Source organism: Streptomyces sp. RLA012 (assembly GCF_056270325.1).
This window is the reverse complement of record NZ_JBWDPA010000002.1, coordinates 10,716,183-10,729,548: the sequence shown is the minus strand read 5'-3', so window position 1 is coordinate 10,729,548 and position 13,366 is coordinate 10,716,183. Positions and strand designations below refer to the sequence as shown.

13 protein-coding genes are annotated in these 13,366 nt (G+C 72.1%); 3 read left to right on the top strand and 10 right to left on the bottom strand.

Annotation, left to right across the window (positions count from 1 at the left end; translation table 11 throughout):
* Window positions 1-203 precede the first annotated feature (203 nt).
* Window positions 204-1,406 (top strand): Gfo/Idh/MocA family protein, encoded by a 1,203-nt coding sequence (locus RV986_RS48920; RefSeq protein WP_475923557.1) that lies wholly within the window; start codon window positions 204-206, stop codon window positions 1,404-1,406.
* A 28-nt stretch (window positions 1,407-1,434) separates the two neighbouring features.
* On the opposite strand, the gene RV986_RS48915 is transcribed toward RV986_RS48920, so the two are convergent.
* Window positions 1,435-2,130, bottom strand: a complete 696-nt coding sequence (locus tag RV986_RS48915) for a L,D-transpeptidase family protein (protein ID WP_475923556.1) — start codon at window positions 2,128-2,130, stop codon at window positions 1,435-1,437.
* A 170-nt stretch (window positions 2,131-2,300) separates the two neighbouring features.
* On the opposite strand from RV986_RS48915, the gene RV986_RS48910 reads away from it, so the two are divergent.
* Window positions 2,301-3,731, top strand: coding sequence for a pyridoxal phosphate-dependent decarboxylase family protein (locus RV986_RS48910; protein ID WP_475923555.1), 1,431 nt, complete (start codon window positions 2,301-2,303; stop codon window positions 3,729-3,731).
* 18 nt (window positions 3,732-3,749) lie between these two features.
* Here the strand turns inward: RV986_RS48910 and RV986_RS48905 are convergent, their stop codons facing one another.
* Window positions 3,750-4,538, bottom strand: coding sequence for an SDR family NAD(P)-dependent oxidoreductase (locus RV986_RS48905; protein ID WP_475923554.1), 789 nt, complete (start codon window positions 4,536-4,538; stop codon window positions 3,750-3,752).
* Between the two features lie 18 nt (window positions 4,539-4,556).
* On the opposite strand from RV986_RS48905, the gene RV986_RS48900 reads away from it, so the two are divergent.
* Window positions 4,557-5,087, top strand: coding sequence for a hypothetical protein (locus RV986_RS48900; protein ID WP_475923553.1), 531 nt, complete (start codon window positions 4,557-4,559; stop codon window positions 5,085-5,087).
* A 2-nt stretch (window positions 5,088-5,089) separates the two neighbouring features.
* On the opposite strand, the gene RV986_RS48895 is transcribed toward RV986_RS48900, so the two are convergent.
* From RV986_RS48895 to RV986_RS48860, 8 genes are all read right to left on the bottom strand, one after another.
* Window positions 5,090-6,004, bottom strand: coding sequence for an SDR family oxidoreductase (locus tag RV986_RS48895; protein WP_475923552.1), 915 nt, complete (start codon window positions 6,002-6,004; stop codon window positions 5,090-5,092).
* Window positions 6,005-6,127: 123 nt separating this feature from the next.
* Entirely contained in the window at window positions 6,128-6,757 is a 630-nt protein-coding gene (locus RV986_RS48890; protein ID WP_475923551.1) for an MBL fold metallo-hydrolase, read from the bottom strand.
* Window positions 6,757-7,842 (bottom strand): S-(hydroxymethyl)mycothiol dehydrogenase, encoded by a 1,086-nt coding sequence (locus tag RV986_RS48885; RefSeq protein ID WP_475923550.1) that lies wholly within the window; start codon window positions 7,840-7,842, stop codon window positions 6,757-6,759. Before RV986_RS48885 ends, RV986_RS48890 begins: the two co-directional genes overlap by 1 nt.
* Window positions 7,843-7,873: 31 nt before the next feature.
* Complete coding sequence (locus RV986_RS48880; RefSeq protein WP_475923549.1) at window positions 7,874-8,980, bottom strand: MSMEG_0565 family glycosyltransferase; 1,107 nt, start codon at window positions 8,978-8,980, stop codon at window positions 7,874-7,876.
* A gap of 43 nt (window positions 8,981-9,023) precedes the next feature.
* Window positions 9,024-9,869, bottom strand: coding sequence for a carbon-nitrogen hydrolase family protein (locus RV986_RS48875; protein WP_475923548.1), 846 nt, complete (start codon window positions 9,867-9,869; stop codon window positions 9,024-9,026).
* Window positions 9,870-9,957: 88 nt separating this feature from the next.
* Complete coding sequence (locus RV986_RS48870; protein ID WP_475923547.1) at window positions 9,958-10,815, bottom strand: carbon-nitrogen hydrolase family protein; 858 nt, start codon at window positions 10,813-10,815, stop codon at window positions 9,958-9,960.
* Window positions 10,812-12,245: an MSMEG_0567/sll0787 family protein gene (locus tag RV986_RS48865; protein ID WP_475923546.1), complete on the bottom strand. Its 1,434-nt coding sequence runs from the start codon at window positions 12,243-12,245 to the stop codon at window positions 10,812-10,814. Before RV986_RS48865 ends, RV986_RS48870 begins: the two co-directional genes overlap by 4 nt.
* 3 nt (window positions 12,246-12,248) lie before the next feature.
* Entirely contained in the window at window positions 12,249-13,364 is a 1,116-nt protein-coding gene (locus RV986_RS48860; RefSeq protein ID WP_475923545.1) for an MSMEG_0568 family radical SAM protein, read from the bottom strand.
* Between the last annotated feature and the right edge of the window lie 2 nt (window positions 13,365-13,366).

The following is a 13,366-nucleotide window of genomic DNA, read 5'->3' as shown; positions in this document are numbered from 1 at the left end:
TGAAGACGATGTGAGTAAAGGTACGCCTTACGACATTACGGACCGTGAACCTGATCACTCGCCGGAAGCCCGGTCCGGTCGAGGATGGCCGATTCGGCGACGGTCGGCCCGGAGGCAAGTGCGGTCATGCGGGGCAGAATCCCCCAGCAAGAACGGCTCCACGACCTTCGATCCGCTCCTCGACCAGCGAAGGACACGCATCCATGACGTTCTCTCTCGGCATCGTCGGCGCCGGGCAGTTCTCCGAGCGGTTCGCCACCCTCTTCCGCGCCCATCCGGGCGTCGACGACGTCCACGTCACCGATCTCCTGTCCGAGCGGGCCGAGCGGCTGGCCGCCACGCAAGGGCTGTCGGGCACCTTCCCCTCGTACGAGGCGATGCTGGAGTCGAAGGCCGTCGACGCGGTCGCGATCTTCACCCAGCGCTGGACGCACGGCCCCCTGGTGCTGCGCGGGCTGAACGCGGGCAAGCACGTGTACTCCGCGGTGCCCATGGCGTTCAGCCGCAACGAGATCGCGGCCATCATCGACGCGGTGAGGACGACCGGACTGACGTACATGATGGGCGAGACCAGCCAGTACAACCCGGCGACGGTGCACGCCCGCGACCGGATCGCGGAAGGCGCCTTCGGGCGGATGTTCTACGCCGAGGGCGACTACGTCCACGACATGGATCTCGGGTTCTACGAGGCCTACCGGTACAGCGGCGGCGAGAACTGGAAGGCGACCGCCAGCTATCCCCCACTCCTCTACCCGACGCACTCGGTGGGAGGGGTGCTGGGCGCCTGGCGGACACACGCGGTGAGCGTGTCCGCGATCGGGGTGCGCGACGAGCGCGGGGACGGCGTCTTCGACAAGGACATCAGCCAGTTCGGCAATGACTTCTCGAACGCGACCGCGCTGTTCGAGGTGGCGGGCGGCGGCTCGTTCCGCACGAACGAGTTCCGGCGGGTCGGCTATCCCTCGCACATCCGGGAGTCGCGTTTCCGCTTCTTCGGTACGGAGGCGAGCATGGAACAGCTCGCCACGGTGAGTTTCTGGCAGGACAAGAAAGGGGTGAAGGACATCACCGAGCTGCTGGAGCCCAAGCCGACGCTCGCGCCCGACGATCCGTCGCTCCAGCACATCGCGCCGACGCTGCGGGCCGCGTTCACGTCCGGGTCGGCGCCGGTGCACGACAGGGCGCGGTTGCCGAGGGAGTTCGACCATCTCCACAACGGCCACGAGGGCAGCCACCACTTCCTGGCGGACGACTTCGTGACCGCGGTCAACACCCGTACCCTGCCGCCGGTGAACGCGTGGGTCGCGGCCCGCTACACCCTGCCGGGCATCGTCGCGGACGAGTCCGCACGGCAGGGTGGGGCCAGGCTGGAGATCCCCGACTTCGGGGACGCGCCCGAGGTGTGACGTCCGTCCGTGGCCGGGCCGGGGCCTGTCAGGTGCCCGGCTTGCGGCCGTACACGAAGACGTCGTCGCCGGTCTTCAGCAGTGACCAGTACTTCTTGGCGGTGGCCGTGGTCATGTTGACGCAGCCGTGCGAGCCCGGCGGGTTCCACATGCTGAGGCCGACCGAGTGGAAGGCCTGGCCGCCGTCGAAGAACTGGCTGTAGGGCATGGGCACGTTGTAGATGCTGGAGACGTGGTCGATGTCCCGCCAGTAGATCTTCTTCAGACCGGTGCGGGTCTCGTAGCCGTTGCGTCCGGTGCGGACCGGCACCGGACCGTAGACGAGCCTGCTGCCGTCCTGGATCCAGCTGAGCTGGAGCGTCAGGTTGACGCAGGCGATGCGGCCCTTGTTGACGGGACACTTGCCGTCCTTGTTGGGCTTGGTACCCACGGCCTTCTGCTTGTTCATGAGGTCCATCACGCCCCAGGTGACGGATCCCGCGTATCCCGCGTTCGGGGTGATGCCGTGCTTGGTCTGGAAGGCCTGGATGGCCTTGCAGTCGGCGGTGGACTGCCGGCCGTCGACCGGCCGGCCGAGGAACTTCTCCACCTGCTTCTGGTACGGGCCGGTCTGTGTCGTGCAGCTCGCGGCCTGCGCGGGCACCGTGCCCAGCGCGAGCGTCAGCGGTGCGAGAAGTCCGGTGATGCCCAACGCGACGGCTCCCCGCCTGCGGATGTCCCCCATGGCGTCCCCTCCGTATGGATGTTTCCTTCGTCGTCTGCCTGATAGACACCCGTCGGGGGACACCCGTTGTACGACTGTTCGGGCTGCGACGAAACGGTGACATGGACGGCAGTCCAGTTTCTCCGAATGGGACCAGGCTCCCGGCACACCGGCTGCCCTACTCTGCCGCCATGCACCCCGCACTCGCCGACGACCTCGCCCGGCTCCCCGAACTCCTGCAGTCCGCCCGCGACCTGGCCGCCGGGGAGGTGAGCGGGCTGGGCGAGCGTCCCGTCGCCCGGCTGGACAAGGCTCCCGAGCCGGAGCCGCTGCCGGCCGGGGGCCGAGGGGCCGAGGGCGCGCTGAACCGGTTCGCCGAGCGCTGGGCACCGGGCTTCTCCGGTTCGGCGGGCCCGCGCTACCTCGGCTTCGTCACCGGCGGCGCGACCCCCGCCTCCCTCACCGGGGACTGGCTGACCGGCGTCTACGACCAGAACGCGTCCGGGAGCGCCGGTTCCTCGGCGGCCGCGCTGGAGCGGGAGACGGTGGGCTGGCTGCGCGAGCTGTTCGGGCTGAGCGAAGCCCACAGCGGGGCGTTCGTGACCGGTGCGACCGTCTCCAACACGGTCGGTCTGGCGATCGCGCGGGAGTGGCTCGGCGAGCGGCGGGGCGTGTCCGTGTCGCGGGAGGGCGCCGCCGCCCTCGGGCCGGTCGACGTCCTGTCCGGCTCCCCGCACTCCAGCGTCGCCAAGGCACTGTCCGTGCTCGGCATCGGCCGGGACCGGCTGCGGGCGGTGCCGGTGCTGCCCGGGAACCGGGAGGCCGTCGACGTCGAGCGGCTGGCCGCCGCCCTGGACGCGCTCGACGGACGCCCGGCCGTCGTCGTGGCGAACGCCGGGACCGTGAACACCGTCGACTTCGACGATCTGCGGGCCATCGCGGCGCTCAGGGAGCGGTACGACTTCTGGCTGCATGTCGACGCGGCGTTCGGCGGTTTCGCCGCGCTGTCGCCGTCGTACGCGCATCTCGTCGACGGGCTCGACGCGGCCGACTCCGTCTGTGTCGACCTGCACAAGTGGCTCAACGTCCCTTACGACGCGGCCGTGCAGTTCACGCGCCACCAGGATCTCCAGGTCCGGGTCTTCCACAACGCGTCGCCCTACCTCGGCCTTCCCACCGGCGACCCCGACTTCCTGCACCTCACGCCGGAGAACTCGCGGCGGCTGCGCGCCCTGCCGGCGTGGTTCTCGCTGATGGCGTACGGACGCGCGGGGCATCGCGAGATCGTCGAGCGGAACGTCGCGCTCGCCCGGGACCTCGGTGAGCGCGTCGCCGAGATCCCGGGCTTGCGGCTGCTGGCGCCGGTGCGGCTCAACGTCGTGTGCTTCACTCTGGCCGACGAGCCCGGCAAGGAGCGCGTCGACGCACTGGCCAGGGCGGTCGCCGCCTCGGGCGAGGCCTTCGTGACGCCGACGTTCTACGACGGGACGCACGGCCTGCGCGCCGCGTTCAGCAACTGGCGTACGACGGAGGCCGACACGGAGCGGGTGCTCTTTGCCCTGCGGTCGGCAGCCCTCGGTTCGGCGGCACTGCGGCAGCGGGGTCCCGACGGGGGCGAGTGAGGAGAGCCGCCGCGACCGTCAGGCTCCCCTGCTCTGCCGTACCGCGACCCGGAAACCGGTGTTGACCGCCGTGAGGCCGCCGTCCACACTCAGCGTGGTCCCGGTGATCCAGGCGGCGTCGCCGGAGGCGAGGAAGGCGACGGCGGCCGCGATGTCGTCCGGTTCGCCGACCCGTCCCAGCGGATACAGCTCCGACGCCAGGGCGAGGTCGTCCTCGCGGCCCTCCCATGCCGTGGTGCGGACCGTGCCCGGCGCGACCACGTTGACCCGCACTCCACGGGCCGCCGCGTGCCCGGCGAGGGTGCGGGTCAGGGACATGAGCCCCGCCTTGGCCGCGCTGTAGGCGTGGTTGCCGAAGTCCTGGATGCCGTTCACCGAACCGATGTTGACGATGGCGCCGTGGCCCGAGGCCACCAGGTGCGGGAGCGCCGCGCGGCTGCAGCGGTAGGCGCCGGTCAGGGTGAGGTCGAGGTCGCGGGCCCACACCTCGTCCGGCTCGTCCTCGAAGAGCGGGGCGTCGGGGGTGCAGCCGCACACGTTGTTGACCAGGACGTCGAGGGAGCCGAAGGCGGCCACGGCGTACGCGACGGCCGCCTCCACCGCCGCCCGGTCCGCCACGTCGCACCCGAAGGCCTCCGCCCGCGCGCCGCGTTCACGGATCGACGCCGCCGTCTTCTCCGCCTCGGCCACGTCGATGTCGGTCACGAGCACCTGGGCGCCCTCCTCGGCCAGCCGGCGGGCGGTGGCCGCGCCGATGCCGCGGGCCGCGCCCGTGATCAGAACTCCGTGTCCCTCGAAGCGTCTCATGACAGATACGGTGCGCTCATGTCCGCGTTCGCACAACAACTTCCGGCACTGATCGGCGTGGTCATCGGTGCTCTGGGCTCGTATCTGGCGATCGTGCGGGGCGATCAGGCCCGCTTCCGCCGGGAGCAGACGGTCCGTTGGGAGGAGCGGCGGCTCGCGGCGTACACCGACTACGCGAGGTGCCTCAAAAGGACGGTCACGCTCACCTACCGGGTCGCCGCCGGTCAGGGGATAGATCCTCACCCGCACCCGCTGACCCCGCAGGAGGCGGCCCCCCTGATGGCCGAGGCCCTGGATGCCCGGGATCCGGCCTGGGAGGCGCTGTTGCTCCTCGGTGCGCCGGACGTGGTGGAGGTGGCCCGCGCATGGGCCGTCGTGGCGATCGACATGGAGCGCGTCCCGCAGGAGCGGATCCGTTCCACGGAGGAGTGGCAGGCGCTGCTCGAACGGCAACGCGCCCACCGCGAGGCGTACTACACCGCGGTCCGTCGCGATCTGGCACTTCCGCCCGGTCATGGGGCCCGCTGGGATCCCCACCTCCGCGTCTGACCTCAGCGATACCCCGTCACATCCGCCGGCCCGCCCGCGTCCTGGACCTCGACGAGGTAGCGCCAGGCGTCGGGGCGGCTCCCGTCACGGTCGGTGAAGCCGTACTCCTGGGCGAGCCGCCCGCTGGAGAGCGACCGTCCGTTCCAGCGCGCGACGTCCGGATCGGCGGCCAGCGCGGCCACGGCACGGCCGACGTAGAAGGGCGTCTCGGAGATGGCGAAGTGCGGGACGCACTCCAGGGCCTCGCGCCAGTTCTCCTCGCTCACGCCGAAGGTGTCGAGCATCATCTCCGAGCGCAGCCAGCCAGGGGTCAGCGCGACCGCGGTGGCGCCGCGCGGGCCGAGTTCGTGTCCCAGGGCGAACGCCATCCGCAGGACGGACGACTTGGCGAGGTCGTAGAAGAAGGAGACGCGATAGGTGTCCCGGCTGTACTCGGCGGTGCCGTCCGTCATTTCGACGACGAGACCGCCGGGGGTGCGCAGCAGCAGGGGCAGCGCGTGGTGGCTGGTGATCGCGTGTGTCTCGACGGCGAGGCGCAGCAGGCGCAGGCCCCGGTCGAGGTCGTGTTCCCAGACCGGGGTGTCCCACTCGAAGTGCTTCTCGCCGCCCCAGATGTCGTTGACGAGGAGGTCGAGGCGGCCCTGTTCGTCCGCGATGCGGGCGATCAGGGCCTCGACCTCGGCGGGGACCATGTGGTCGGTGGGCACCGCGACGCCGATGCCTCCGGCCGCGGTGACGAGGTCCGCGGTGTCCTCGATCGTCTCGGGGCGGTCGTACTCGGAGCGCCGTTCGCGCGTGCTGCGTCCGGTGACGTAGACGGTGGCGCCGGCCGCGCCGAGCTCCACCGCGATCCCCCGGCCCGCTCCGCGGGTCGCTCCCGCGACGAGCGCGACCCTGCCGTCCAACGGCCCTGGCATGTCCGACCTCCGTGCTCGTGGCGTTCACGGGCTGTCTTCGCCCCTGTGTCCCCACGAGGGTCCCTCGGAAGCCGGACATCTCCTGTCGTGATTCGCTGGTGTGTCGCGACGGGCCCGGCCCGGTCAGTGGCCGCGCTTGATCCACTCCTCCAGGTGCGGGGCCTCGGCACCGATCGTGGTCGAGTCGCCGTGTCCGGTGCGGACGACCGTGTCGGCCGGAAGGGTGAGCAGGCGCTCGCGGATCGACTCGACGATCGTCGGGAAGTGCGAGTAGGAGCGGCCGGTGGCTCCCGGGCCGCCCTGGAAGAGCGTGTCGCCGGTGAAGACCGTGCCCAGGCCCGGGTCGTGGAGGCAGACCGCGCCGGGGGCGTGGCCTGGCGTGTGCAGGACGGTCAGGTCGGCGCCGGCCGCCTCGATCACCTGCCCGTCCTGCAGCCAGGCGTCGGGAAGCCGGTCGGGGTGGGTCATCTTCCACAGCGGCAGGTCGTCGGGGTGGAGCCAGATCGTGGCGCCGGTGCGCTCGGCGAGGGCGGGCGCGGCGTCGATGTGGTCGTTGTGGGCGTGGGTGCACACGATGGCCAGCAGCCGCCGGTCGCCCACCGCCTCGGCGATGGCGTCGGCGTCGTGCGCGGCGTCGATGACGATCGCCTCGTGGTCGTCGCCGACGATCCATACGTTGTTCTCGACGTCCCAGGTGCCGCCGTCGAGCGAGAACGTGCCCGCGGTGACGAGATGCTCGACGCGCGCGCCCATCACAGCACCACCACCGAACGCAGCACGTCGCCGTGGTGCATCCGCTCGAAGGCGGCCTCGATCCCGTCCAGCGCGATCGTCTCGGTCACGAACGCGCCCAGGTCGAGCCGGCCCTGCAGATGCAGGTCGATGAGCATCGGGAAGTCACGGGACGGCAGGCAGTCCCCGTACCAGGACGACTTGAGGGCGCCGCCGCGTCCGAAGACGTCGAGCAGGGGCAGTTCGAGCTTCATCTCGGGGGTGGGTACACCGACGAGGACGACCGTGCCGGCGAGGTCGCGGGCGTAGAAGGCCTGCCGGTACGTCTCCGGGCGGCCGACCGCGTCGATGACGACGTCGGCGCCGAAGCCGCCGGTGAGTCCCTGGATCGCCTCGACGGGGTCGGTCGAGGTGGAGTTGACGGTGTGGGTCGCGCCGAGCTTCGACGCGGTGGTGAGCTTCCGGTCGTCGATGTCGACGGCGATGATCTTCGCGGCGCCGGCCAGCCGGGCGCCGGCGATCGCGGCGTTGCCGACTCCGCCGCAGCCGATGACCGCCACCGAGTCGCCGCGGCCGACGTTGCCGGTGTTGATGGCGGCGCCGATGCCCGCCATCACCCCGCAGCCGAGCAGCCCGGCGACCGCCGGGGAGACCGCCGGGTCGACCTTGGTGCACTGCCCCGAGGCGACCAGGGTCTTCTCGGCGAAGGCGCCGATGCCCAGGGCCAGGGACAGTTCGGTGCCGTCCTTGAGGGTCATCCTCTGCTTCGCGTTGTGCGTGTTGAAGCAGTACCAGGGCCGCCCGCGCAGACAGGCCCGGCACTGTCCGCACACCGCACGCCAGTTGAGGATGACGAAGTCGCCGGGTGCCACGTCCGTGACGCCGTCGCCGACCGACTCCACGATCCCGGACGCCTCGTGGCCGAGCAGGAACGGGAAGTCGTCGTTGATGCCGCCCTGCTTGTAGTGCAGGTCGGTGTGGCAGACCCCGCATGCCTGGATCTTCACGACGGCCTCTCCCGGCCCCGGATCCGGCACGACGACGGTCTCGACGCGCACCGGTTCGTTCTTGCCCGGGGCGATCACGCCACGTACTTCCTGCGCCATGGTGGTGAACCCTTCCGTAGATCGACGTTCGTCAACCGACCCTACGGTGTGACCCGCCGGTAACCGACCGGTAGAACACCCGGTGGCGTTCGGCCGCCCCGGTCCAGGTGTGGCGGGCGGCGAGCTTCCGGCCGAGCGTGGCGCGCACCGGGTCGTCCGAGGTGAGGGCGTCGCCGAGCGCCGCGGCGAAGGTCTCCGGTGTGTCCGCGAAGCGGGCGGCGCTCCCGAAGACCTCGCGCAGGACGGGCAGATCGCGGACGACCAGCGGGACACCCGCCGCGAGCGCCTCCATCGCGGCGATCCCGAAGCCCTCCTTGAGGGAGGGGAACGCGAAGGCGTCGGCCGCGGCCACGAGGGGCGGCAGATCTGCTTCCGGTACGACGCCGAGGACGACCGGCTCGACGGCGAGTTCGTCCGCCCGGGCCTCCCACCGCGCCCGGTAGTCCCGGTAGTCGAAGAGGGTCTCGCCGCCCGCGACGACCAGCCGTACGCCGGGGTGCCGGGCGCGCAGGAGGGCGTACGCCTCCAACAGGTCGAGGGAGCCCTTGCGGGGCTCGATCCCGCCGACGGTCAGGACGTAGGGGCCCAGGCGGGAGCGCCAGGCGGCGCGGGCCGCGGGATCGGTGGTCGCGAAGCGGTCGTGGGCCACCCCGTTGGGAATGACGGTGGGGCGGATCCCCCATCCTTCGGTGAGTTCGTCGGCGACCGCTCGTGAGACACAGAGGTGGGCGTACGGCTCCACGATGGCCCGTTCGTGGCAGGCGGCCAGTTCGGGGGTGGTGAAGTGGTCGAGGTGGTGGACGGTGCGGACGCAGCGGCCCGCCGCGTTGGCGCTGATGCAGTCCTGGGCGTGGACGATGTCGTACGCCGGCGCCTGTGGGGCGAAGGCCTCGCGCAGGGTGGCGATGGAACGGAGGATGCGCTCGCCGACGGTCTCGTCCGGCGGGCCGTCGGGGAACGGGACGATCCGTACGCGCACCTCGGCGTCGACCGCGCGGAAGAAGCCGGAGTCGCCGCCCCGGCCCAGCGACCAGACCGTGACGTCCTCGCCGGCCGCGGCGAGCGCCTCGGCGAGGGCGAGGGTGTGGACGACGCCGCCACGCGGCTTGGTGGAGTAGCTGAGCAGGGCGATCTTCACGAAGAGCTCTCCTGACGGGCGACCCGGGCGGCCCGGGCGGTCTTCACGCGGGGTTCGAAGGCGTCTCCCGGTACGCGGTGGGGCGCCGCTCGTCGAGGTGGCGCAGGACGCGGCGGGCGCGGTCGATCTCGGCCGCGATGTCGACCTCGGCGACGGCCAGGCCCGCCTTGGCCCAGGTGCGGGCGAGGATGTCACCGCCGGGGCCGACGACCTTGGACTGGCCGAGGAAACGCATACCGCCCATCGCGCCGGTCTGGTTGGAGGAGGCGAGGACGACCTGGTTCTCGGCGGCGCGCGCCTGGTCGTACAGGTCGAACAGCTTGGCCTGGCGGTCCTGGGCCATGCGCGGGGCGCGGTTGGTGATGCTGGTGGGCCACGCGGAGAGGCAGGCGAGGATCTCGGCGCCGTCCAGGGCGAGGGAGCGCGCGGACTCCGGGAAGGTCTTGTCGTAGTCGATGAGCATGCCGATCCGGCCGACCGGGGTGTCGAAGGCGTCGAAGCGGTCGCCGGGCGCGTACGCGGCGACCTCGCCGGCCGGGAGGTGGACCTTGCGGTGGCGGCCGAGGACACCGTCGCCGCTGACGCACACGGCGGCGTTGTAGCGCTCGTCGCCGCCGTCCTCGCAGTAGCCGACGCAGACCACCATCTCGGCGGCGAGACGGGCCACTCGGAGGATCAGCGGGTCGTCCGGTTTGAGGGCCGGGGGCAGCGCCTCGGGGTCGGGGTGGCGCAGGTCGGCGAGGTAGCCGCCGAGCGCGGCGTCCGGCAGCACGAGCAGTCCGGCGCCCGCGCCCCGGGCATCGTCGATGATCTTGGCGATTCGGGCGAGGTCGAACTCCAGGTCGCGGCCGAAGTGGGCGGCGGCGGCCGCGATCCGGACTGTGTTCATCGGTCGCTCACCGCTCCTCGCTCCCTCCGCGGCCTGCCTCGTTCCTCGGCCGGCCACTCCGCTCGCCGCGTCGGGTTCGCTCCCGTGCTCATGTGCCGGCTGCTCCTGCGTACGTGTAGGTTTCCGGGCGCCGGTCGCGCAGGTGCCCCATGGAGCGGCGGGCGGTCTCCAGGGCCTGGGCGACGTCGAGTTCGGCGATCGCCAGGCCGGCCGCGACACCGGTGTCGGCGAGGATCTCACCGCCGGGGTCCACCACTTTGGCGCTGCCGACGAAGCGTAGCGACCCGAAGGTACCCGCCTGGTTGGCGGAGATCCACACGATCTGGTTCTCCAGGGCGCGGGCCCGGTCGAAGAGGTCGAAGCGGCGTTTCCAGCGGTCGTCGACGAGCTCGGCCGCGGCGTTCGTACGGGAGCCCGGCCAGGCCGAGACGCAGACGCCGATCTCGGCGCCGTCCAGCGCGAGTGCCCGCGCGGACTCCGGGAACGCCTTGTCGTAGCAGATCATCATGCCGATCCGGCCGACGGGTGTGTCGAAGGCGTGGAAGCGGTCGCCGGAGGAGTAGCTCGCGTCCTCGCCGAGCGGCTGGTGGACCTTGCGGTGGTTGCCGAGCACACCGTCGCCGTGCACGCACACCACACTGTTGTAGCGGATGTCGCCCGCGGCCTCGCAGTAGCCCGCGACGACTGTCAACTCACCGGCCAGGGAGGCCAGTCGGCGTATCTCCGGTCCGTCGAGGGCGAGCGCGGGCGGGCCCTCGTCCAGTTCGCTGTCGTCGTCGAGGCTGAGCAGATAGCCGCCGAGGCAGGCCTCCGGCAGGGCGAGCAGACGTACGCCCGCGTCCCGGGCCTCCTTGATCAGCCGCTCCACGACGGCGAAGTCCTCTTCGAGGTCGCGGCCGAACTCGGCGGCGACGGCCGCCATCCGAAGCGTGCTCGTGCTGCTCATGCGGTCCCCATTCCGGTCACCGAGCCGCTGATCGCTTCGGTGATCTCTCCGTCGGGCCAGCGCAGCCCGACTCCCTGTCCCGTGGTCAGTTCCCCGCAGCGCGCGCCGACCGCGGGGCCCGCCGGCAGCGGTGGCGCGTCCCGCTCGTCCGTGGTGAGCATCGCGAAGCCCGGGAAACAGGTGAGCCAGTCCCCCATGGCCGCCGCGTCCGGCCGGGGCACGGCCGCCATGTCGAGCACGGCCCCGCAGCCGCTCGCCTCCGCGAGCATGCCGAGCGTCCCGGCGATCCCGGCCATCGACACGTCCTTCGCGGCGGCGGGCCGGGCGAGGGCCACCGCCGTGGTCATCGTGCGCAGTTCGTCCGGGCGCCGATGGGTGGAGGAGTCCCATTGGCCGCCCCGGTGGCCCGTGCGCCAGCCGCCGCCGAGGTCGGCGGTGAGCCGGACGGCGTGCCCGGGCCGCCCGCCACCGCCCGGCACGGGATGGTCCGAGCGGCCGAGCGCGGTCACGGACAGGGCGGCGGGGACGCCGAGTTGAGTGTGTCCGCCGAGGACCGGTACGCCGTACGCCCGTGCCGCGCGCCCCAGCCCCGCGAGGATCCGCCCGGCGTGCGAGGCGTCCCTGGCACCCACCGCGTCCAGCAGCCCGACGGGTGCGGCGCCCATCGCCGCGAGGTCGTTGACGTTGACGAGGACCGAGCACCAGCCCGCCCACTCCGGATCGCGCTCGACCATGGACGGCACGATCGCGTCGCAGGCGGCGATCACATCGGTGCCGGGGACGGGCGCGCCGTCGTCGCCCACATAGCCATGTGGTCCCGGGGCCAGCGGACCGAGCAGGGGGCCGAGTGCCGCCTTGGTGGCCGTCGCCCGGGCGGCGATCCGGCCGATCGGCCACCGCATGAGAACGTGCGGGGCGGCGGCGACCACGACCTCCCGGACGGTCTGCCAGCCGAGTCGCCCGAACAGCGGTCTGTTGCGGGCCTGAACGGTCGCGTCGAAGCGCAGGACGCCCTCGGCCTCCGCCCGTGCGCAGGCCGCCCGCACCAGGGCCGCGCCGATCCCGGCCGGGCCGCGGGCGCCGGGCGCGACGACCAGACGGCCGCCCGCCCACCAGCCGAGGTCCGGGCCGTCGTCCACGGGGCCCAGCCGGACCCCGCCGACGACCGTGCCGTCCCGGTCCCTGGCCACCAGGACGAGGGTGCGCGGATCCTCGTCGCGGTCGTCGAGGTCATGGCCGGTGAAGAGCCCCTGCTCATGGACGAAGATGTCCCGGCGCAGCCGCCGGTAGGCGCCGAACTCCTTTCTCCCCGAGGCTTCTTCGATGAGAAAGGGGGGCTGTCGGGCGAGGGTGCTGCGGTCGCCGAGCAGGGCGAGGATGTCCTGCGCCCGCTCCGGCGCCGGCACGGTCGTGGATCCGTCGAGGTACACGGCTCACCCACCCGCCGTCCTGAGCACACTGCACGCGCCGCAGGCCGCGCATCCGGCGCCCTGGTCGGCGCCGTTCATGCCCGCCGCGCGCAGCTTCGCGGCGACGCCCTCGGTGACATGGCGCAGCAGTTCGGCGTCCGGTGCGCGCACCCCGTCGCGGGCGGCGAGCGTGCCGCTCATCGGCCGGAAGGGGACGACGAAGGGGTAGACACCCCGGTCGATCAACTCCCCGGCGCCCGCGACGAGTTCGTCGGGGTCCTCGCCGAGCCCGACGAGGAGGTAGGTGGAGACGCGGTTGCGTCCGAACACCCTGACCGCCTCGTCCCACGCGGCCTCGTACTCCGCCAGCGGGACCGTGGACTTGCCGGGCATCCAGCGCCTGCGTACCGCGTCGTCGAGGGACTCCACGTGGATGCCGATCGCGGTGGCCCCGGCGTCGTACAGCTCCTGGATCCACCTCAGGTCGCCGGGTGGTTCGCACTGCACCTGGACGGGCAGCCCGGGCACGGCTTCGAGAACGGCGCGCACGGACCGTACGAGGGTGCGGGCGCCGCGGTCCTGGCCGGTCGTCGTTCCGGTCGTCATCACCATCTGCACGACCCCGTCCAACCGGACGGCGGCCTCGGCGACTTCGGCGAGCTGCGCGGGCGTCTTGGCGGCGACCGTCGCACCGGAGCGCAGGGACTCCTCGATGGTGCAGAAGCGGCAGCGGTCGGACTCCGCGTATCTGACGCAGGTCTGGACGACGGTGGTGGCGAGGACGTCGGCGCCGTGCAGCCGGGCGATCCGCTCGTACGGGACGCCGTCCGCGGTCGTCAGATCGTAGAACTCCGGCCGGCGTACGGCGGTCAGTGTCAGTCCGGTGTCCATCGAGGTCCCGTTCTCGTCGCCGAGCCACACCCGGCCGTCGCGTACGGAGTAGGGGCTCGCGGGGTTGCGGGGCAGCGCGGCGTTGACACCGTCGACCAGGCCGGTGCCCAGGACGAAATGTCCGTCGTCGCTCGGTCCCGCGCCGTCGGGCCGCCGTACGGGAGCCTCGGTCCGCACTCCGTGCAGGGCGAGTTCGGCGCGGGTGGTGATCCGCACATCCACCGCTGTCGACCTGGTGTCAACGCTCACGG